General features: G+C 71.1%; 18 protein-coding genes. 14 read left to right on the top strand and 4 right to left on the bottom strand.

All coding sequences use genetic code 11. The features are described from left to right. Nucleotides 1-335 precede the first annotated feature (335 nt). On the bottom strand, nucleotides 336-1,079 hold the full coding sequence (locus ACWDEN_RS25760; protein ID WP_351602768.1) for an FAD binding domain-containing protein: 744 nt from the start codon (nucleotides 1,077-1,079) through the stop codon (nucleotides 336-338). A gap of 213 nt (nucleotides 1,080-1,292) precedes the next feature. On the opposite strand from ACWDEN_RS25760, the gene ACWDEN_RS25755 reads away from it, so the two are divergent. From ACWDEN_RS25755 to ACWDEN_RS25695, 13 genes are all read left to right on the top strand, one after another. Beyond that, nucleotides 1,293-2,240 (top strand): DMT family transporter, encoded by a 948-nt coding sequence (locus ACWDEN_RS25755; protein ID WP_351602766.1) that lies wholly within the window; start codon nucleotides 1,293-1,295, stop codon nucleotides 2,238-2,240. A 205-nt stretch (nucleotides 2,241-2,445) separates the two neighbouring features. Further along, a complete protein-coding gene (locus tag ACWDEN_RS25750; protein WP_351602764.1) occupies nucleotides 2,446-3,513 on the top strand; it encodes a glucose-1-phosphate thymidylyltransferase in 1,068 nt (355 codons plus the stop codon). Continuing rightward, on the top strand, nucleotides 3,510-4,529 hold the full coding sequence (gene rfbB / locus ACWDEN_RS25745; RefSeq protein WP_351602762.1) for a dTDP-glucose 4,6-dehydratase: 1,020 nt from the start codon (nucleotides 3,510-3,512) through the stop codon (nucleotides 4,527-4,529). Before ACWDEN_RS25750 ends, rfbB begins: the two co-directional genes overlap by 4 nt. Before the next feature lie 38 nt (nucleotides 4,530-4,567). Next, nucleotides 4,568-5,461, top strand: coding sequence for a dTDP-4-dehydrorhamnose reductase (rfbD, locus tag ACWDEN_RS25740; RefSeq protein ID WP_351602760.1), 894 nt, complete (start codon nucleotides 4,568-4,570; stop codon nucleotides 5,459-5,461). Further along, a complete protein-coding gene (locus ACWDEN_RS25735) occupies nucleotides 5,458-6,057 on the top strand; it encodes an acyltransferase (protein WP_351602758.1) in 600 nt (199 codons plus the stop codon). Before rfbD ends, ACWDEN_RS25735 begins: the two co-directional genes overlap by 4 nt. Nucleotides 6,058-6,392: 335 nt before the next feature. Beyond that, entirely contained in the window at nucleotides 6,393-7,565 is a 1,173-nt protein-coding gene (locus ACWDEN_RS25730) for a hypothetical protein (protein WP_351602756.1), read from the top strand. Then, nucleotides 7,562-8,332 (top strand): WecB/TagA/CpsF family glycosyltransferase, encoded by a 771-nt coding sequence (locus ACWDEN_RS25725; protein WP_351602754.1) that lies wholly within the window; start codon nucleotides 7,562-7,564, stop codon nucleotides 8,330-8,332. The genes ACWDEN_RS25730 and ACWDEN_RS25725 overlap by 4 nt, the downstream gene beginning before the upstream one ends. Beyond that, a complete protein-coding gene (locus tag ACWDEN_RS25720; protein ID WP_351602752.1) occupies nucleotides 8,332-9,591 on the top strand; it encodes a nucleotide sugar dehydrogenase in 1,260 nt (419 codons plus the stop codon). Before ACWDEN_RS25725 ends, ACWDEN_RS25720 begins: the two co-directional genes overlap by 1 nt. A 3-nt stretch (nucleotides 9,592-9,594) precedes the next feature. Continuing rightward, nucleotides 9,595-10,710 carry a non-hydrolyzing UDP-N-acetylglucosamine 2-epimerase gene (gene wecB, locus ACWDEN_RS25715; RefSeq protein WP_351602750.1) on the top strand — a complete coding sequence of 372 codons (1,116 nt, stop codon included), beginning with the start codon at nucleotides 9,595-9,597 and terminating at the stop codon, nucleotides 10,708-10,710. Between the two features lie 51 nt (nucleotides 10,711-10,761). Continuing rightward, complete coding sequence (locus tag ACWDEN_RS25710; RefSeq protein ID WP_351602748.1) at nucleotides 10,762-11,622, top strand: Wzz/FepE/Etk N-terminal domain-containing protein; 861 nt, start codon at nucleotides 10,762-10,764, stop codon at nucleotides 11,620-11,622. After that, complete coding sequence (locus tag ACWDEN_RS25705; RefSeq protein WP_351602746.1) at nucleotides 11,585-13,072, top strand: oligosaccharide flippase family protein; 1,488 nt, start codon at nucleotides 11,585-11,587, stop codon at nucleotides 13,070-13,072. Before ACWDEN_RS25710 ends, ACWDEN_RS25705 begins: the two co-directional genes overlap by 38 nt. Continuing rightward, nucleotides 13,069-14,088 carry a hypothetical protein gene (locus ACWDEN_RS25700; protein WP_351602744.1) on the top strand — a complete coding sequence of 340 codons (1,020 nt, stop codon included), beginning with the start codon at nucleotides 13,069-13,071 and terminating at the stop codon, nucleotides 14,086-14,088. The genes ACWDEN_RS25705 and ACWDEN_RS25700 overlap by 4 nt, the downstream gene beginning before the upstream one ends. 11 nt (nucleotides 14,089-14,099) lie before the next feature. After that, nucleotides 14,100-14,891 carry a glycosyltransferase family 2 protein gene (locus ACWDEN_RS25695; protein WP_351602742.1) on the top strand — a complete coding sequence of 264 codons (792 nt, stop codon included), beginning with the start codon at nucleotides 14,100-14,102 and terminating at the stop codon, nucleotides 14,889-14,891. On the opposite strand, the gene ACWDEN_RS25690 is transcribed toward ACWDEN_RS25695, so the two are convergent. Next, nucleotides 14,870-15,787: a glycosyltransferase family 2 protein gene (locus ACWDEN_RS25690; RefSeq protein ID WP_351602741.1), complete on the bottom strand. Its 918-nt coding sequence runs from the start codon at nucleotides 15,785-15,787 to the stop codon at nucleotides 14,870-14,872. The genes ACWDEN_RS25695 and ACWDEN_RS25690 overlap by 22 nt on opposite strands. After that, complete coding sequence (locus ACWDEN_RS25685; RefSeq protein ID WP_351602739.1) at nucleotides 15,784-17,811, bottom strand: O-antigen ligase family protein; 2,028 nt, start codon at nucleotides 17,809-17,811, stop codon at nucleotides 15,784-15,786. The genes ACWDEN_RS25690 and ACWDEN_RS25685 overlap by 4 nt, the downstream gene beginning before the upstream one ends. 71 nt (nucleotides 17,812-17,882) lie before the next feature. On the opposite strand from ACWDEN_RS25685, the gene ACWDEN_RS25680 reads away from it, so the two are divergent. Continuing rightward, a complete protein-coding gene (locus ACWDEN_RS25680; protein ID WP_351602738.1) occupies nucleotides 17,883-18,539 on the top strand; it encodes a hypothetical protein in 657 nt (218 codons plus the stop codon). Nucleotides 18,540-18,556: 17 nt separating this feature from the next. Here the strand turns inward: ACWDEN_RS25680 and ACWDEN_RS25675 are convergent, their stop codons facing one another. Further along, on the bottom strand, nucleotides 18,557-19,603 hold the full coding sequence (locus ACWDEN_RS25675) for a glycosyltransferase family 2 protein (protein WP_351602737.1): 1,047 nt from the start codon (nucleotides 19,601-19,603) through the stop codon (nucleotides 18,557-18,559). Nucleotides 19,604-19,645: the final 42 nt, after the last annotated feature.

Below are 19,645 nucleotides of genomic sequence, written 5' to 3'. Positions count from 1 at the left end.
GGCGGCGCTCCTGACCGTCGCCCCGCACCCCGAGGAGTGCGCCCTCAACCTCACGCTGGGCGGCGACGCGCTCGACGGCGAACCGCTCACCTTCACCGGCACCGTGATCGAACCGGCGGCAGGCGGCACCCGGCCGTGCGTCCCCGAGAGCCTCGGCACGGGCGCCACCTCGGCCTGCTGCTCGCCGCGGAGTTCACAGGTGCTGCCTGACCATCCCCCTCCGGCCCGCCCGCACCGGACGCCTCCTGCCCGCCACGCTGCTCCTGGCAGGCGGCCTGGCCTTCCTCACCGGCTGGCCCGGGCACCTACGCCTACGTGTGCACCGTGCACCGTTATCACCCATATTGAGCCACGTCCCCCCGACCCAACAAGCCGGTGACCTGTGCGCGTACGACCTCCCACGCGGCGGTCGGCAGGTCTCCGAAGGCCGTCGCGCGCAGCGCGTGCAGGGCCTCCTCGGGGTTCGTGACGCACGGAGTGCTGCCGCTGAGCACGTCATAACCGTCGCGCACCGCGACCCGCAGCCGGTCGCCGTCGTCGTCGCCATCGCCGCCGTTCTCGTGCACCGCCGAGGCGACGACGAGGGGCGGCGGTCCGCCTGCCTCGCCGGCCAGTTTCCGATACGCGCAGGCGATGGGTGCACGCCAGCGCAGGCTGAGCAGGAGGGGGCGCTTGGCCACGAGTTCGGCCAGGTCCGTCTCATGGACGCCGTCGGTCTCCAGCACCGTCGCCCGGGCGTCCAGGACGATCGCCGCGGGCAGCAGACAGCGCAGTGTGCTGCCGACGAGGTTGCCGCCGACCGTCGCCGTCCGCCGCACGGCCCCGGTGCCCACCGCGGCGGCCGCGAGGCGCAGCACGTCCGGCACCCGGTCGTCCACCCGGTGCAGGACCACGGCTCCGCCCACCGTCTCCCGTCCCAGGACGTTGGCCTCCGGCAACTCCCGCAGGGACATGGCCAGTTCGGGGAATCCGTCGCGCTGCCATGTGGCCCACAGGAGCGTGGCCCCGCCGATCGGCACGGTCCCCTCGGCCAGGTACTCCTGCGCTTCGGACACCGACGTGGGGAGACGCAACAACACAGCGACCGGCCTGCCTTCCTCCGTAGTTGACCGAAGGCGGTGAGTGGTGTTCTGGCCAACCGCCCTCGCCAGGGCAGTCTTCTCGCCCGGGCGGGGGCGCGTACAGGGCTCACGCGGGCACACCGTGCGCGATCTCGTCTCCCTTTTGGACCCCTGCACCGGTGACCTTGTGGACCTGTCCATGACGTCCGTGGTGAGGGCAGCGTGGGCGGTATGGACACACCTTCCGCTCCGTTCGCCCAGCTCGTCCCCGGCATGGTCGGGATGGCGCTGGTCGGCAGCAGCGTGAGCGTCTCGCGCACGCTCGTCGATGCCCCGCTGTTCACCACCCAGGCGGTCCGGTACGCGGCCGCGACCGTGATCCTGCTGGTCATGGCCCGGATCGCCGGTGCTCGGCTGGTGTGGCCGCGGGGCCGGGAGTGGTTGTGGCTGGCCGGGATCGCGGTCACCGGTCTGGTGCTGTTCAACGTGGCCGTGGTCCGGGGCGTCGGCCATGCGGAGCCCGCGGTGATCGCGGTCGCGGTCGCGTGCGTGCCGGTGGTTCTGGGGGTGGTGGGCCCGGTGCTGGAGCGGCGCAGGCCGAGCCGGCAGGTCCTGTGGGCGGCGCCTGTCGTCATGGCGGGCGCGGTACTGGTGGAGGGAACGGGCCGTACCGATGCCGTCGGGGTGGCGTGGGCGGCGCTGGCCCTGGGCTGCGAGGCCGCGTTCACGCTGCTCGCGGTGCCGGTCCTGCGGCGGCATTCGCCGTGGGGGGTGTCCGTGCACGCGATGTGGCTGGCCGGTGTGCTGCTGGCCGTCCTCGGCACGGCGACGGAAGGGCCGTCGGCCGTACGGGAGGTGTCCGGATCCCAGTGGGCGGCCGCAGGTTATCTGGCGTTGATGGTGACGGCGGTCGCCTTCGTGTTGTGGTACTCGACCGTCCGCGCGGTGGGAGCGGGGCGAGCGGGGTTGCTCACCGGCATCGCGCCGCTGGCCGCGGCGGTCGTCGGCGCCGTCTCGGGCGGCGGCGCGCCGCGGCCGTCGGTGTGGCTGGGCATCGCCGTGCTGATCCTGGGCCTGGTCGGTGGCCTGCGTCCGCGGGGCGTTCCCGGCGGAGAGGCCGCGGAGCTCGATCCCCCGGCCGCGGCGGCTCCTTCGCCGGCCTCCGCGCGCTCCAGGTAGCGGGAGATCCAGGCTGTAGGCCCCAGTCCCCCGTCCAGGAGCCAAGAGCAGCAGGCTCGTGGTCAGAGCCGTACAGGCACGTCCGAGGGAGCCACGTCTTCTGCGCATGCGTTCCCCTTGCCGTCGGGGGCTTCCTCCGCGCGAGCGGTCCCGCCGGTTTCCGGAATCCCTCCGTCACCAAGTCGGCGTAAGTAGGGTGATATGCATGAAGGCACTTTTGTTGTCTGGTGGCTCAGGTACCCGATTGCGCCCCATAACCCATACTTCGGCGAAGCAACTTGTACCGGTCGCGAACAAACCGGTGCTGTTCTACGGACTGGAGGCGATCGCCGGGGCGGGCATCACCCAGGTGGGGATCATCGTCGGGGACACCGCCGAGGAGATCCGGGATGCGGTCGGGGACGGTTCCGCGTGGGGACTGGACGTCACCTACATCCCGCAGGCGGCGCCGCTGGGGCTGGCCCATGCGGTGCTGATCGCCCGTGAGTTCCTGGGCGACGACGACTTCGTGATGTACCTCGGCGACAACTTCGTCGTCGGAGGCATCACGGATCTGGTGGACGCCTTCCGCACCGAACGGCCGCAGGCGCAGATCCTGTTGACGAAGGTGCCGGACCCGACCGCGTTCGGGGTGGCAGAACTGGACGCGGCGGGCCAGGTGATCGGCCTGGAGGAGAAGCCGAGGCATCCCAAGAGCGAGCTGGCGCTGGTCGGCGTGTACCTGTTCTCGTCGGCGATCCATGAGGCCGTGCGCTCCATCCAGCCGTCCGGACGCGGCGAGTTGGAGATCACCGACGCGATCCAGTGGCTGATCGACGCGGGATGCGATGTGCGGTCCACGACCATCTCCGGGTACTGGAAGGACACCGGGAACGTCACGGACATGCTCGAGGTCAACCGCTCGGTCCTGGAGACCCTGGAGCGCCGGATCGACGGCACGGTCGACGACGACAGCGAGATCATCGGCCGGGTGCGGATCGAACCCGGGGCGAAGGTCACCGGCAGCCGGATCGTGGGACCGGTGGTCGTCGGCGCGAACACCGTGATCACCGACTCGTACGTCGGCCCCTTCACCTCGATAGCCGGGGACTGCCGGATCGACGACAGCGAGATCGAGTACTCGATCGTGCTGCGGGACTCCTCGGTGAGCGGGGTCCGGCGGGTGGAGGCCTCCCTCATCGGACGCAACGTCGAGGTGACTCCCGCGCCCCGCAAGCCCGCCGCACACCGTCTCGTCCTCGGCGACCACAGCAAGGTGCAGATTGCGTCATGACGGCTCCCGCCTTTCCCACTCCGACCCACCCGACCCGGATTCTGGTGACCGGCGGTGCCGGTTTCATCGGCTCGCACTACGTCCGCACACTCCTCGGTCCGGCCGGCCCGGGTGATGTGGCGGTCACGGTGCTGGACAGGCTCACCTACGCGGGCAACCCGGCCAATCTCGACGAGGTGCGCGATCACCCCGGATTCGCCTTCGTCCACGGTGACATCTGTGACGCCGCGCTGGCCGACGAGCTCCTCGCGACGCACGACCAGGTGGTCCACTTCGCCGCCGAGTCGCATGTGGACCGCTCGATCCTGGGCGCCGCCGAGTTCGTCCGGACCAATGTCCTGGGCACGCAGACCCTGCTGGACGCGGCGCTGCGGCACGGAGGTGCGAAGACCTTCGTGCACATCTCCACCGACGAGGTGTACGGCTCCATCGACTTCGGCTCCTGGCCGGAGACGGACCCGCTGCGCCCCAACTCCCCGTACGCCGCCTCCAAGGCGGCAGGCGACCTGATGGCCCTCGCCCACCACCGCACCCACGGCCTCGACGTGCGGGTGACCCGCTGCTCCAACAACTACGGGCACCATCACTTCCCCGAGAAGGTCATCCCGCTGTTCATCACGAACCTGCTGGACGGGAAGAAGGTCCCGCTGTACGGCGACGGCGGCAACATCCGCGACTGGCTGCACATCGACGACCACGTCCAGGGCATCGAGCTGGTGCGCACCAAGGGGCGCGCCGGTGAGGTCTACAACATCGGCGGCGGCACCGAGCTGACCAACAAGGAGCTGACCGCACTGCTGCTGGAGGCCTGCGGCGCGGACTGGGACACCAGCGTCGAGCATGTCGCCGACCGGAAGGGGCACGACCGCCGTTACTCCGTGGACTGCGCGAAGATCCGCGGCGAACTCGGCTACGAGCCCCGCAAGGATTTCGCCACCGGCCTTGCGGAGACGGTCACTTGGTACCGCGAGAACCGCGCCTGGTGGGAGCCGCTGAAGGAGCGAGCGGCGCTCTAGTGCCGTATCCACACCCTTTCGACGACGAACAGGGGACCATGAGCACCACTTGGCTGATCACCGGCGCCGCCGGAATGCTCGGGCAGGATGTCCTCGCGCGGCTGCGCGGGGAAGGCGAGGAGGCCGTCGGCCTGGCCCGGGGCGGTCTCGACATCACGGACGCCGGCACCGTGCACGACGCGATCGGCGCGCACCGGCCCCGGATCGTGCTCAACTGCGCCGCGTGGACGGCCGTTGACGACGCCGAGGAGCACGAGGCGGACGCCCTGCGGGTCAACGGCGACGGGCCCCGGCACCTCGCCGAGGCGTGCGCCAGGACGGGCGCCAGGCTGATCCAGGTCTCGACGGACTACGTGTTCGCGGGCGACGGCACCGGCCCGTATCCCGAGGACGCCCCGACGGCACCGCGCAGCGCCTACGGACGTACCAAGCTGGCGGGGGAACAGGCGGTGCTGGCGGCGCTCCCGGACACGGGGTACGTCGTGCGTTCTGCCTGGTTGTACGGGGCCGGCGGCGGCAACTTCGTCGACACGATGATCAGGCTGGAGTCGGTCAGGGACACCGTCGACGTGGTCGACGACCAGCGCGGACAGCCCACGTGGGCGGCGGACCTCGCGGACCGGCTCGTACGGCTGGGGCGTGCCGCCCTGGCCGGTTCCGCGCCCGGCGGGGTCTACCACGGCACCAGCGCCGGGGAGACGACTTGGTTCGGCCTGGCCCGGGAGATCTTCCGGCTGCTCGGCGCGGATCCCGGCCGGGTACGGCCGACCACCAGCACGGCCTTCGCACGGCCCGCTCCCCGCCCCGCGTACAGCGTCCTGGGGCACGACCGCTGGCGCCGGACCGGGATCGAACCGATCCGTCCCTGGCGCGAGGCGCTGCGGGCGGCTTTTCCCGCTCTGCTCGACGAGAAGAAGGGTTCAGCCCGGTGAACTTCAGGATCCAGCCGACCGCTCAGGTCGACGAGACGGCCACGATCGGTGACGGGACGACGGTCTGGGACCTGGCCCAGATCCGGGAGGACGCCCGGCTGGGCAGCGGGTGCATCGTGGGGCGGGGAGCGTATGTCGGCCCGGGGGTGCGGATCGGCGACAACGTGAAGCTCCAGAACTACGCGTTGGTCTACGAACCCGCGGTGCTCGGTGACGGCGCGTTCGTCGGCCCGGCGGCGGTGCTGACCAACGACTACTTCCCCCGTTCGGTGGACCCGCGGGGCCGTCTCAAGCGCGGCGGCGACTGGGAGCCGGTGGCGGTGGTGGTGGGCGAGGGAGCGTCCCTGGGGGCCCGTTCGGTGTGCGTGGCGCCGGTGCGTGTCGGTCGCTGGGCCCTGGTGGCGGCGGGTGCCGTGGTGACGAAGGACGTGCCGGACTTCGCGCTCGTGGCCGGCGTTCCGGCGCGCCGGATCGGCTGGGTCGGCCGGGCCGGCGTGCGACTGGTCGAGCGGAAGGGCGAGCCGGGCGGATGGGAGTGCCCCGAGACGGGGGCACTGTACGACGAGAAGGACGGCGAACTCGTCGAGCGCTCATGACGTCTCGTCGAGCGCGTATGACGTCCGATTCTCCCAAAACACCGATCCTCGAACACGCGCAGGCATAACATGTGTGCGAACTGTGCAGGACGGGCACAGTTAGCGCACACATACCTGTGCCCAGGGGGGGTTACCGGGTGGGGATACCTGTGTCTGAAGCGAGGAGTGACGACCGCTCCGTCGCCTGACGTCTGACGTTATGACGCTCTGATGTCTGACGTTCTGATGTCTGACGTTCCGTTGTCTGCCTTTCCGCCGCGTGGCCGTTCGCGACGCGGCGATCACGAGTCTGCGCAAAAAAAGAGGACCCACAGGGGGGTTGGTGTGCGCAAAAGATGACGATCACACGCCTGGCGGCGCTCGGCCGTGAGGAGCCGCCGCTGCTCGCGCTGGCCCGGCGACTGCTCGCGGTCGCCGAGTCGGGGCTTCCGTCGATGCTGCTCCCCGGTGGTGAGGCCTTCGCGTTCACCATGGCCGGGCGCAAGGCTCCCGGTGGTTCCTGGACCCTGGAGCGGCGCGGGACCAGTACCCGGTACGCGGCCATCACCGCGCTGGGGGCCCGGTTCCTGCCCGAGGACCGCCAGCGCGCGGTGCTCGGCGGGCGTACCGCCGAGGAGTTCACGGGTCTGCTGATCGAATCGCTGCCCGGGGTGGCCAACCTCGGCGACGCGGCGCTCATCGCCTGGGCCGCCGCCGAGACCGGACATCCCAAACTGTCCGACGCCGTCGCACGGGTCGCGGCCCTGGACGAGGACGGCCGGCCGCAGTACACCGTCGAGGCCGCATGGGTGCTGTCCGCGCTCGCGGCGGCTCGCGGCACGGTCGACGTGGAGAGCCGTTTCACCGCGGCCCGCGACCGTCTGCTGCGGGCCCGGATCGGGAACAGCCCGCTGTTCCCGCACGCCACCGGGCCCGGCCTCGTGCCCTGGTACCGGGCCCACGTGAGCTGCTTCGCCGACCAGACGTACCCGCTCCAGGCCCTGGCCCGCGCGCACGCCGGCGGCGACGGCGGCGGCGATCCGCAGGCACTGGCCGCGGCCGATGCGTGCGCGACACGCATCTGCGAGCTCCAGGGCGACGGCGGGCAGTGGTGGTGGCACTACGACGCGCGCACCGGCGGTGTCGTGGAGGGCTACCCCGTCTACAGCGTCCACCAGCACGCGATGGCGCCGACCGCCCTGTTCGACCTCGCCGACGCCGGCGGCACCGACTTCGGCGCGTCGGTCCGCAAGGGTCTGCGCTGGATGACGGACGTGCCCGAACTGGCCGAACGCCCGGAGCACCGCGAGCCGTTGATCCTCGACGAGCTCGGCGCCACCTGGCGCAAGGTCTACCGCGGCGACCCGAGGAAGGCCGTACGCGCCGCCCGCGGACTCGGCACCCGGGTCGCTCCCAACCTCCGGCTGAAGTCCCTGGACCGGCTGTACCGGCCGCTCTCCGTGGACCGCGAATGCCGGCCCTACGAGTTCGGCTGGATGCTCCACGCCTGGCAGGGGGGCCGCATATGAAGGCGCGTCAGTCCCTCTTCGGCATCGAGCTGGACCCGCTGACCATGGACGAGACCGTACAGCGCTGCCTGGAGGCGGTCCGGGACGGCAGACAGCTCGAGATCGGGGTCGTCAACGCCGCGAAGCTGGTGAACATGCGGCGGGATGCCCGGCTCGCCCGGGCCGTGACCGGCTGCGATCTCGTCCTCGCCGACGGACAGGCCGTGGTCTGGGCCGGCCGGGTGTTACGCGCCCCGCTGCCGGAACGGGTGGCCGGTATCGACCTGTTCCTGCGCCTGCTGGCCGAGGCGGAATCGGCCGGCATGTCGGTGTACTTCCTCGGCGCCAGACAGGACGTGCTCGATCACATGCTGCGCCGGGTCGCCGACCGCTTCCCGCGCCTGAAGGTGGCCGGCAGCCGCAACGGCTACTTCGACGACTCCCAGCAGGAGGCGATAGCGGAGGAGATCGCCCGAAGCGGCGCGCAGATGCTGTTCCTGGGCATGACCTCGCCCAAGAAGGAGATCTTCACCGCCGCCTACGGCGCACGCACCGGCGCCCGCGTCGTCCACGGTGTCGGCGGCTCCTTCGACATCCTGGCCGGGGTCACCAAGCGGGCCCCCGAGTCCTGGCAGCGGCGGGGGCTCGAATGGCTCTACCGCGCACTGCAGGAGCCGCGCCGCCTGGGCCGGCGCTATCTCACCACCAATGCTGCCTTCGTCCTCATGACGGCGCGAGAGTTCCTCCGGCTCACCCCGTCGACCGCTCCCGCGAACAGGAGTCACTGATGCGCGTCGTCGTGGTTGGACAGGGATACGTCGGCCTGCCACTGGCCATCCGCGCCGCCGAGGTCGGACACGAGGTGATCGGCTACGACGTCGACTCCCGGCGGGTCAAGAGCCTCTCCGCCGGCGAGTCCTTCGTCGAGGACGTCTCCTCCGAGCGGATCCGGGCGGCCCTGGACCGGGGCACCTACCGTCCGAGCGAATCGGCCCGCGACTGCGGCGGCTTCGACGTCGCCGTCGTGACCGTGCCGACCCCGCTGCACGAGGGCATGCCCGACCTCCGCTACATCAAGGAATCGGCGGTCACCCTCGCCCGCTATCTGCGCCCAGGTGCCACCGTCGTCCTGGAGTCGACCACATATCCCGGCACCACCCAGGAGCTGTTCGCGCCGATCCTGGAGGACGGCTCGGGTCTCACCGCCGGGCCCGACTTCCATCTCGGCTACAGCCCCGAGCGGATCGATCCGGGAAACGCGGTCTGGGGTTTCAAGGAGACGCCGAAAGTCGTGTCCGGCGTCGACGCGGCGTCGCTCAAGGCCGTGCAGGACTTCTACGCACAGCTCGTCGACACCACCGTGCCGGTGAGGTCGCCCAAGGAGGCCGAACTCGCCAAGCTGCTGGAGAACACCTTCCGCCATGTGAACATCGCGCTGGTCAACGAGATCGCGATGTTCGCGCATCACCTGGACATCGACGTCTGGCAGGCCATCGACGCCGCCTCCACCAAGCCCTTCGGCTTCATGAGGTTCACGCCGGGACCGGGCGTCGGCGGCCACTGCCTGCCGATCGACCCCTCGTACCTGTCCTGGCGGGTGCAGCGCGAACTCGGTCAGAGCTTCCGCTTCGTGGAGCTGGCCAACGACATCAACAACCACATGCCCGAGTACGTGGCGCGCCGGATCAGCGACCTGTTCAACGAAAGACGCCGTTCCGTGAACGGCTCGCGGATCCTGCTGCTCGGCCTGGCGTACAAGAAGAACACCGGCGACGCCCGAGAGTCGCCCGCGCTACGCATTTCCCAGCTGCTGCTCGACATGGGGGCCCAGGTCAAGGCGGCGGACCCGCACGTCGTCGAGGGCCTGCCGGTGGACACCCGGCTGGTGCGGGTCGAACTGACGCAGGAGGAGCTGGAGTCCGCCGATGTGGTGGTGCTGCTCGCCGACCACGACAGCTTCGACTACGAACTCATCGCCGAACACGCTCCGTTCGTCCTCGACTGCCGTCGACGGCTGCCCTCCCGACCCACGATCGAGGTGCTCTGAGCCATGCCGCGCATCGTCTGTGTCGCCGGGGCGCGACCCAACTACATGAAGATCAAACCGGTGATGGACGCCCTGGAACGCCGGGGCGCCGAGGTGGTACTCGTCCACACCGGCCAGCACTACGACCCGGCCATGAACGACGTGTTCTTCGCCGATCTCGGCATCCGGCCGCCCGACCGCTTCCTCGGCGTCGGGTCCGGCACCCATGCCGAGCAGACCGGACGCGTGATGACCGCGTTCGAGCCCCTGCTCGGCGAGGTCTCCCCGGACGTCGTCGTCGTGGTAGGCGACATCAACTCCACCCTGGCCTGCGCCCTCGTGACGGCCAAGGCCGGACCGCTGCTGGCGCATGTCGAGGCCGGGCTGCGCAGCCGCGACTGGAGCATGCCGGAGGAGATCAACCGCGTCGTCACCGACCGCGTCAGCGACTATCTGCTGGCGCCTTCGCCCGACGCCGCCGACAACCTGCGCGCGGAGGGGTACCGGGACGACCAGGTCCACCTCGTCGGCAACGTCATGATCGACACGCTGCTGGCCAACCTGGAGCGGGCCAGGAGCTCGGACGTCCTGGGCCGGTACGGCCTGGCCAGGGGCGAGTACGGCCTGGTCACCCTGCACCGCCCCGCCAACGTGGACGACGCCGAGGTCCTCGCCGCGCTCCTGAAGGCCCTGGGTGAGATCGCCGGCCGCTGCCCGCTGCTGCTGCCCGTGCACCCGCGCGCGGCGCAGCGGCTGGCCGACATCGGCGTCCCCGGCGGAATCCGGCTCGTACCGCCCGCCGGATACCTGGACTTCATCGCCCTGCAGGACTCCGCCCGGCTCGTGCTGACCGACTCGGGCGGCGTACAGGAGGAGACCACGGCGCTGGGTGTGCCGTGCGTGACCCTGCGGGACAACACCGAGCGGCCCATCACCGTCGAGCAGGGCACCAATGTGCTGGCCGGCCGGGATCCGGCGCGCATCGTGACCACCGTGAACCGGGTGCTGGACGATCCGCCCGCGCCGCGTCGGCCCGAGCTGTGGGACGGTCGCGCGAGCGACCGCATCGCCGACGTGCTGCTGGGGGGAGGCACCGCCCGCACGCGGCCGAGGCCCACCGACCGAACGTTCCCCATATGATCCGCTTGCCACATATGCTCGTCGAACGTCGGGGCGCGAGGGGGGACCACCATGGATCTGGCTGAGATATTCCGTGTCATGCGCAGGCGCTGGTACATCCTGCTGCCCGGGCTGCTGCTGACCGCCGGTCTGATGGTCGCCGTGGCCCTGCTGGTTCCGGTCACCTATCAGTCGCAGAGCACGGTGGTTCTGCTGAACTCCCAGAAGGCCACCGTGGCCTATGACGGCAACCCGTTCCTGAGCACCCAGACCTCGCTCACCGGCATGGCCGACAGTCTGGCCCGCAATCTCAACTCCGACGGCTCCGTCCGGGAGCTCAAGTCCCGCGGCGCCACGGGGACTTTCGAGGCCAAGCTCGCCGACAACGCACAGGGGCCGCTGATGTGGCTCACCGTCACCGGCACCGACAAGGCCGCCGTCCTGTCCTCGGACCGCATCCTGACCGCGTATGCCAAGGAGCGGCTGGATCAGTTCCAGCAACAGCAGTCGGTCGCCCCGAAGGCCATGATCCGTATGACGGCCGTCGTGCCCCCGCAGAACCCGGTGGCGCAGACCAAGACCCGGCTCGAGTACATGATCATGGGCGGGTGCCTGGGCCTGGTGCTGAGCCTGGTCGCCGTCTTCTACGTGGAGGCGCGCCGCCGGTCGCAGACGTCCGCGCGACCGGAAGAACCCGCACAGCCGGTCGCCGCCCCCCAGCCGGCGGCCGGAGAACCGGTCGCGGACCAGACCATCGCCCTCCGGACGACGCCCAGTTGGTCGCGGACCGCGGAGAACAGGTCCGCCGAGAACCGGTCCGCCGCGGAGCCGAGGGCCGGGCGGCCCGTCGTGGCCGTGGCGCCCGCCGCCGAGCCGCTCGACGAGGAATCGACTCATGGACAGCGTTCGCACACCGGACAGCGAGACCGCTGAGCCGAGCGACACCCCCGCCACCAACTCCCTCGGCCGAAAGGTCCGTTCGGCGGCCCGCTGGAGCCTGGTCAACACCGTGGTGATGCGCCTCGGCAACTTCGCCACCGGCATCCTGCTGGCGCGCTTCGCCCTCGGACCGGCCCAGTGGGGCGTGTACGGCATCGCGCAGACCGTGCTCCTGGTCCTGCTCTCCGCGAACGAACTGGGCGTCAGCCTGGCCATCGTCCGCTGGGACGGCGACCCCCGCCGGTTCGCGCCGACCGTGCTGACCCTGGCCACCGCGTCCAGCGGCCTGCTGTACGCCGCCCTCTTCGTCTCGGCACCGACGGTGGCCGGGCTGCTCGACTCGCCCGACGCCTCGGGTGTCCTGCGGGTGATGTGCCTGTGCCTGGTGATCGACGGGGTGGCCCAGGTGCCCGCCGGCTTCCTGACCCGGGAGTTCGCGCAGGGCAGGCGGATGCTCATCGACGCGCTCAACTTCGTCCTCAGTACCGGCGTGACGCTGGTGCTGGCCTTCGCCGGCTGGGGGGCCATGAGCTTCGCCTGGGGCGCGGTCGCGGGAAACATCGCCGCCCTCGTCGGCTGTGCCCTGGCCGCTCCCGGCACGCTGCGGTTCGGCTGGGATACCCAACAGGCCCGCGCGCTGCTGGAGTTCGGGCTTCCGCTGGCGGGCGCGAGCCTTCTCGCGCTCGCCGTGGTCAACGTGGACACCATGGTCGTCGGCTCCACGCTCGGCGGAGTCTCCCTCGGCTTCTACGTCCTGGCCTTCAACATGTCCGGCTGGCCGGTGCGTGTCATCTCCGAGGCCGCCCGCCGCGTGTCCTTCGCCGGCTTCTCCCGCCTCGCCGACTCACCGCAGGCCCTCGCCCGTGGCTTCAGCCGCGCTCTGGGCGTCCTGGTCACCGGCACCGTACCCCTGTGCGTGCTGCTCGGCGGCCTCGCCGCCCCCGTCGTCCACCTGGTGTACGGGAGCACGTGGCTGCCCGCCGCCGACGCGCTGCCCTGGCTGATGGCTCTGGGCCTGGTCCGCATCGGCTGTGAGCTCGCCTACGACTGCCTCGTCGCCACCGGGCAGCGCCGCTCCCTGATCCTCACCCAGGGGCTGTGGGTCGTCGCCCTGATCCCCGTCCTCGTCGTCGGCGCACGGCTCCACGGCATCGTCGGCGTCTCCCAGGGCCATGTGCTGGTCGCCGCCGGACTCGTCGTACCCGCGTTCCTCTACGCCCTCGGGCAGGCCGGGATCGGCCTCGGGCCCCTCGCCAGGGCCTGCGCCTGGCCCTTCCTCGGAGGAGCCGTGATGACCCTGGTCGTCCTCGCCGCGAAGCGGATCCTGGGCGACGGCACCCTCGCCCTGTTCGGCATCGGCGCGGTCGCCCTGGGCTGCTATGTGGTGTGCGTGCTGCCCAGCCGCCGTTTCCTGCTCGGCTCCCCGGAACCGGAGACCGTATGACGAGGCTCCGGCGCCTGCTCGCCGTCCTGGCCCTCCTGCTGTGCGCCGCGTGTGCCTCGAGCTCCTCGAGCTCCTCGGGCTCCTCGGGCTCGTCGGGCTCCTCGGGTTCCTCAGGCTCCTCGGGCTCCTCGGGCTCCTCAGGCACCGACGCCGCGCCGCCCGCCCGGAGCCACTCCCCCGGCGCGTCTCCGACCGCCACCGCGGCACCGGGCGAAGCCGGCTTCCCCGACGCCCGCACCACCGGCCCCCGTATCCCCCTGGCACCGCACTCCACGGGGAACATGAGCGTCAAGACCGACGGGACCGTCATCAAAGGGTGGGACATCACCGGCTCACTCGACGTCTACGCCAACGACGTGACCATCATCGACAGCAAGATCACCTCCGCCAACTGGTGGGGGGTCAACCTGCGCCCCGGCTACCACGGCCTGCGGGTCCTCCACACCACGATCACCGCCGTCCCCGGCCAGGGCCCCGACAACGGCGGAGTGGACTACGCCGTGTCCAACATGGGCACCAGCTCCGTCGAGGTCGGCTGGTGCGACATCTCCGTCTTCGGCAACGCCCTCTCCATGGGCCAGGGTCACCTCCACGACAACTACGTCCACGGCCTCGTCCCCTTCCGCAACAACGGCGGCGAGTGGCAGCACACCGATGCGGTGATCAGCGGCGGCGGCACCAAGGGCAAGCTGATCATCCGCCACAACACCCTGCTCAACCCCGTCGCCGTCGACCGGGGAGCGTCCGCCGCCCTGGGCCTGTTCGCCGACACCGGCCATGTCTACGACACCGTCGTCGACGGCAACCTGCTGGCCGGCGGCGCGTACGCCCTCTACGGGGGTGGCGCGGGCGCCACCGGGATCACGGTCACGAACAACGTCTTCTCCACCCGGTACCACCGCAACTCCGGCGTCTACGGAGCCGTCACCGCCTGGAACGCCCGCGGTCCGGGCAACGTCTGGCGCAACAACCACTTCTCCGACGGCACCCCGATCACCCCCGAGCCGGCCGGCTGAGAAAGAGGATCATGCGACGCATCGCCCGCGCCCCCTGGGAGCTCCTCAAGCACACCTTCGGCTGGCTCGTCCTCTTCGAGCTGCGCAACAAGGTCCTGCTCCTGCCCTCCGCACTGCGGCTGCGCCGCTTCGAAGGCGCAGAGGTCCGCCGCCTCGCGGCCGCCGCCGCACCCCTGCCCGCCGCCCTCGTCGCCACGGTCATCGCCACCCACCGCCGCCCGGACGAACTGCGGGCGGCCGTCCGGTCGGCCCTGGCACAGACCGTGCGCGATCAGGTCGTGGTCGTCGTCGACGACGGCGCCGGCCTCCCCGAACTCCCCGACGACCCACGGCTGTTCGCCGTCTCGCTGGCGCGCAACACCGGCGTGGCCGGCGTCGTGCGCAATGTCGGCATCCGCCTCACCCGCTCGCGGTACGTGGCCTTCCTGGACGACGACAACCTGTGGGAAGCCGACCATCTCCAACGGGCGCTGGCGGTCCTGGAGTCCCCCGGCGGGCCGGACGGCGTCTACACGGCGCTGCGCCGTGTCCTGCCGGACGGGAGGGAGCGGGACATCCTGTCCGTGCCGTTCGACCGTCGCCGGGCCGCTCGTGAGTCCTTTCTGGACACCAACGCGTTCGTCGCGCGGCGCAACCGGGCCTTGCACTTCAGCCGTCTGCGGCGCACGCCGGACGTGCTCCCGCGTGAGGACTGGGAGCTGGTCCGGCGGTACGGCCGCCGGCACCGCGTGCGCCATGTGCCGTACGCCACCGTGCGGTACCTGGTCAACCCCGGGAGTTTCTACACGACGTGGTCCGGCTGAGGTCCTGGAGTGGCCCGCAGGGCGCCCGGCTTGAGCAGCGCGGCCGCCGCCGCCCTGCTGGCCCTCCTGCCGAGGGCCGCCCTCGACGTCTCGCGCAGGAACACGGCACCTCGGAAGCACGCCGTTGCGACGGCGCCGTGGCGCCGCCCGTACAACCGCACCCGGTTGAGCGTGAGCAGGGCCCACAGCCGGGGCGAGACCTGGGAGTCGCCCCCCAGGTGCACCGCCTCGGCCGTCGGCTCCAGTTGCGTGCCGTACCCCAGGTCCCGCGCGCGCAGGCAGTACTCGGTCTCCTCCGAGTAGAGGAAGAAGGACTCGTCCCACGGACCGCAGGCGGCCAGGCAGTCGGCCGAGACGGCCATGAGGGCGCCGGTCGCCCAGTCCGCGCGCGTGGGCCGTCGATACGCGGCGGGGTCGGTGACGAGTTCGCTGAGGCGCGGGAACCGCCCGGCCCGGCGGTTGCCGATGACGGCTTCACCGAGGGCCCTCAGCACGCTCGACTCGCGGCGCAGCGAGTAGTGGGGCGTGTCCCGGCCCTCTTCGTACAGAAGGGGTACGGCGATCCCCACTCCGTCGCCGAGGCGCTCGACGAGCCGTTCGGCGCAGCCCTGCCGCATCCGGATGTCGGGGTTGCAGATGAGAGCGACGCCGTACTCACCGGCGGCTCCCAGCGCCGCGTTGATGCCGGCGGCGTACCCGGCGTTGCGGCCGGTCTGGACGATGGTGGCGTCGGGGGCCAGCTTCTGGAGAACCTCGACGGTGTCGTCCGCCGAGTCGTTGTCGGCGACCACCAGCCGCCAGTCGAGGCCGGCCATGCCCTCGCCGAGCGCGGCGAGGAACCCGGGGAGCACCGGGGCGCTGTTCCAGGTGACGACGATGACGGCGACGGGGCTCATCGGGACTCCACGAGTTGGGGGAGCTGGACTTCTGTGGTCTGACCGGGGCCCTGGACCGCGGCGGCGGCAGCCTCGCGCCGTACGAAGCCCAGATAGCTGCCCCCCGCCCCCAGGATCAGGAAGAACATGCCGGCGAACATGGGGAAGCTGAGCGAGTCGAAGGTGGCGCTGATGACCATGGCGACCAGTGACGAGGCGAAGAAGGCCTGGCCCAGCTCGCGATCGGACTCGGTGCGGGCCAGGCGCCGGATGGTGCCGCCGTGGTGGATGCCGGTGATGAACAGCAGGAGCAGGGCGAGAAGCCCGAGCACGCCCATCTCGGCCAGGCCCAGCATGTACTGGTTGTCCGTGAAGAAGTACAGGTCCGGAGTGAAGGTGCCGAAGCCCCGTCCGAACCACGGATGTTCCTTCAGATAGGGCATGATCGCGCTGTACTTGACCGTACGGGCCTGAGTGCTGCTGTCGGAGTTGGAGAGAAACGAGGCGAACAGGCCCGTGATCGTGCCGATCAGTCCGGGAACGAGGACCTTGAACACGGCCACGGAGGCCGCCATCACGGCGATCGCGGCCCAGCGCCGGGCCGGTTTCCAGCGCGGCACCAGCACCAGCGCCACCAGCAGCAGGCCGATGATCGAGGTCCTCGACACCGACAGGGGCAGCGCTCCGGCCATCAGCAGCACCGGGCCCCAGCGGCGCAGCGCGTGGAGGTGGCGTCGTACCGGATCCAGGGCCTGCTGGATGGCGAAGGGCAGGAGGATCGCCAGCATGCCGGCGAACTCCAGCGGCTGGGCCGTGGTGGCCCGGGGCCGGGTGAAGGCGCCGCGGTCCATGACGCTCACCTGGGCCACGCTGGTCTGGAGCCCGGGGATGTGGATGGAGTCGGCGATGTTGGTGGCGGCGAAGAAGTCGTAGAAGCCGATCGCGGCCACGACGGACCCCATGACGACCATCCGGCGCATCAGGACGTCCAGCCGGCCGCGCTCCTGCAGGGCCGCCGAGGTCAGGACGACGAGCGACACCCACACGAGGAATCCGATGAGCCCTCGGTCGGCCCCGAGGACCTCCTCGTGCGAGCTCTCGCGCATCGCGTCCGCGATGTACGCCGCCAGCACGGCCAGCCCGAGCCCGCACAGCGCGACCCGGGGGGTCCTGGTCCCCGGCGCCGGAAGGATACGGCCGCCGAGCCAGGTCGCGAGGTACCACAACAGTCCGAGCAGGGCGAAGACGTTGGCCGGGGTGCCGACGCCGCCGAGCGCGGGCAGGGCCAGGTTGGACGGGATGAAGAAGGCCAGCACCAGGTAGACGGTGAGGACCGCCGTGGCGTCGACCCGTCGGCCGAGCAGGCCTGCTCGTACCCGCCGGCGGCCGGGGGCATCCCGGGGGCGCGGGGCGAGGCCGTTCCCGGCGCGCCGCCGCCGGCGGACCACCGCGACGCCCTCCAGCAGGATCGACAGCAGGAACGCGCTGACGACGCCCAGGATGACCACCGCCGCGACGTCCTGGTAGCGGCTCTTGGACTTCGACACCGGGGTCTGCGGCAGGACGACCGGCGCGGTCTGGACGAAGTAGGTGGGCGGGACCTTCGCGGCGGCCTGCAGGGCCTTCAGCTGCTCACCGGCGAAGTCCGTCAGGGTGTTGGTCTCCCGCAGCACCTTCGCCCGGTCGGTTCCGGTGACGCTGAGCGAGAGCAGCGGGCTCTCGCTCTCCGGCGCGAAGCCGGCCGTGTACGGATCCGTGACCCCCCGGCTCTGCAACTCCTTGGCGGCGTCGGCCGATTCGAGGGTCCTGATCAGCACGTCGGCCGTGACGATCAGCGAACCGCCGGCATTGGAGATGGGGTTGCCGAACGTGGGGGCCAGCCGGGCGACGGCGGAGGAGTCCAGCAGCGCCACGGAGCTCTGGGACTGGTAGGAGACGGGCACGGTCACGTACAGATACGCGCCGCCGAGCAGACTGAGCAGGGTGAAGGGCACCATGAAGTACCAACGTCTGCGCAGAATGGCCCATATCTCACCAAGGCTCACGAACCATCCCCCCATTCGGTGGCATCCAGCCCCGCGTCCTGCCAGTATCGGGGGTGACGGAAGGAACTCGTATGTCGCCCGGGAACGTCGCCGATGCGCTGCTCCGCCGCTGGTACGTCCTGGTGGTCGCGCTGTTGCTGACGGCCGCCGGGGCGTACCACGTGCTGCGCCCCGCCCCCCAGTACGTCGGCTCCGCGGTGGTCGTCCTCAAACCGCCGGTGACGCGGAACCAGCCCAACCAGTTCACCAATCTGCAGCCGCCGCTCGCCGTGGTCTCCTACGCGGTCGTCCAGCAGCTGCAGTCCCCCGCCGGGGCCGGGGAGTTGAACGCGGCGGGCGTCCGCGGGACCTACCACCTCGTCCCCCGCAACAGCGGCACCAGCGCCACACCGCGCTACCTGATCCCTTCCCTGCAGGTGCAGTCGCAGGCGTCCGGCCCTGACGCGGCCGTCACCGCGGTGCGCCGCATCATCGGCGTCTACACCCAGCACGTCGAAGAGATGCAGACGGCCCAAGGAGTGCCCGCCGGGTCGCGGATCACCGCCTCCGTCCTGACCTCCCCGAGCGCCGCGGAGGTACAGGGCAGCAAGAGCCGGGGCCTGGCCGGCACGGCCCTGCTGGGCCTCGCCGGGGGTGTGGTCGGCGCGTTGTGGCTCGACCGGTATGTGAGGGGGCGCCGTCAGGCCGCGGCCCGACGGCACGCGGGTCCCGTTCCCGCGACCGGCTGAGCAGAACTGGTCGTTCATCAGATACCGCGCCGCTTCCACGACTCCCACCACAGCCATTCCCGCCCGCGCTCGGCCACGGCCGACCACACCAGCGGCTGCAGATACGGCATCGCCCTCGGACCGATCCGTCTGCGCAGGCGCAGCGCGCGGTACTCGGGCAGCGTCTCGTACCCCGGCAGGCACTGCTCGGCGAAGTCCACGCAGTCAGCGACCGGCACCAGCGCCGTGCGCCCCCGGTCGTAGGCACGGTAGGCCCGGCGCAGTGCGAAGCGGGCGAGCCGGGTGTGCACCTCGTGGGCCAGGCGGTCGGCCTGGGGCAGCCGGTCGGAGCACTTGGCCAGCACCGAGTCGAAGGCGAGGAGACGCTGGCGCAGGTCGTCCAGCTGACCGCCGAAGTCGGTGGTGGACATGTTCTTGCCGTGGACGCGGTAGAAGGCCTGGTCGGCGCCGCGTACGTAGCCGACGTCGGCGTGTGCGGCGAGCCGCATCCACATCTCGATGTCGCCGGCGTGGGGAAGCGCCGGGTCGTAGCCGCCGACCGTGCGCTGCAGGCTGGTGCGGACGACGACCTCCGGCGAGGTGATGCAGCCGGTGCCCTCGCGGAAGCGCCGCTCGAGCCACCACTGGCCGGGGTAGACGACCGAACCCGTGCTCCGCGTACGGGCCTTGGGCAGCGGGCCGCCGTGCTGGAAGCGCAGGGGACGCCCGTAGGCGAATCCCGCCTCGGGGTGGGCGTCCAGGAGTGCGGCGGCCCGTACCAGCGCGCCCGGGACCAGCCGGTCGTCGGCGGACAGGAGGGCGACGTAGTCGCCGTCGGCCCACTCCAGGAGGCCCTCGTTGTAGGTGGCGATGTGGCCCTTGTTGGTTGCGTGGACGCGGACCTCGATACGCGGGTCGGCGGCGGCCAGTTTGTGTGCGGTCTCCGCCGAGTCGTCGGGCGAGGCGTCGTCGATGATGAGCACCCGGACGTCGACGCCGTTCTGCTCGTCCAGGACACTGCTGACGCAGTCGGCGAGGAAATGGCCGTACTTGTAGCAGGGGATCACAACACTGACGGTGCTCATCGGTGGGCAAGCCAATCCCCGCCGGCGGCCCCCGAGCTGGGC

Source organism: Streptomyces sp. NPDC001153 (assembly GCF_053598315.1).
The sequence above is the reverse complement of the archived record's forward strand: the minus strand, read 5'-3'. Positions and strand labels throughout refer to the sequence as shown.

What these genes read in the sequence shown, in the direction of transcription:
- ACWDEN_RS25755 (WP_351602766.1), top strand. Translation starts at nt 1,293, where the DNA reads ATGGACACACCTTCCGCTCCGTTCGCCCAGCTCGTCCCCGGCATGGTC.
- ACWDEN_RS25750 (WP_351602764.1), top strand. Translation starts at nt 2,446, where the DNA reads ATGAAGGCACTTTTGTTGTCTGGTGGCTCAGGTACCCGATTGCGCCCC.
- rfbB (WP_351602762.1), top strand. Translation starts at nt 3,510, where the DNA reads ATGACGGCTCCCGCCTTTCCCACTCCGACCCACCCGACCCGGATTCTG.
- rfbD (WP_351602760.1), top strand. Translation starts at nt 4,568, where the DNA reads ATGAGCACCACTTGGCTGATCACCGGCGCCGCCGGAATGCTCGGGCAG.
- ACWDEN_RS25730 (WP_351602756.1), top strand. Translation starts at nt 6,393, where the DNA reads ATGACGATCACACGCCTGGCGGCGCTCGGCCGTGAGGAGCCGCCGCTG.
- ACWDEN_RS25725 (WP_351602754.1), top strand. Translation starts at nt 7,562, where the DNA reads ATGAAGGCGCGTCAGTCCCTCTTCGGCATCGAGCTGGACCCGCTGACC.
- ACWDEN_RS25720 (WP_351602752.1), top strand. Translation starts at nt 8,332, where the DNA reads ATGCGCGTCGTCGTGGTTGGACAGGGATACGTCGGCCTGCCACTGGCC.
- wecB (WP_351602750.1), top strand. Translation starts at nt 9,595, where the DNA reads ATGCCGCGCATCGTCTGTGTCGCCGGGGCGCGACCCAACTACATGAAG.
- ACWDEN_RS25710 (WP_351602748.1), top strand. Translation starts at nt 10,762, where the DNA reads ATGGATCTGGCTGAGATATTCCGTGTCATGCGCAGGCGCTGGTACATC.
- ACWDEN_RS25705 (WP_351602746.1), top strand. Translation starts at nt 11,585, where the DNA reads ATGGACAGCGTTCGCACACCGGACAGCGAGACCGCTGAGCCGAGCGAC.
- ACWDEN_RS25700 (WP_351602744.1), top strand. Translation starts at nt 13,069, where the DNA reads ATGACGAGGCTCCGGCGCCTGCTCGCCGTCCTGGCCCTCCTGCTGTGC.
- ACWDEN_RS25695 (WP_351602742.1), top strand. Translation starts at nt 14,100, where the DNA reads ATGCGACGCATCGCCCGCGCCCCCTGGGAGCTCCTCAAGCACACCTTC.
- ACWDEN_RS25690 (WP_351602741.1), bottom strand. Translation starts at nt 15,787, where the DNA reads ATGAGCCCCGTCGCCGTCATCGTCGTCACCTGGAACAGCGCCCCGGTG.
- ACWDEN_RS25680 (WP_351602738.1), top strand. Translation starts at nt 17,883, where the DNA reads ATGTCGCCCGGGAACGTCGCCGATGCGCTGCTCCGCCGCTGGTACGTC.
- ACWDEN_RS25675 (WP_351602737.1), bottom strand. Translation starts at nt 19,603, where the DNA reads ATGAGCACCGTCAGTGTTGTGATCCCCTGCTACAAGTACGGCCATTTC.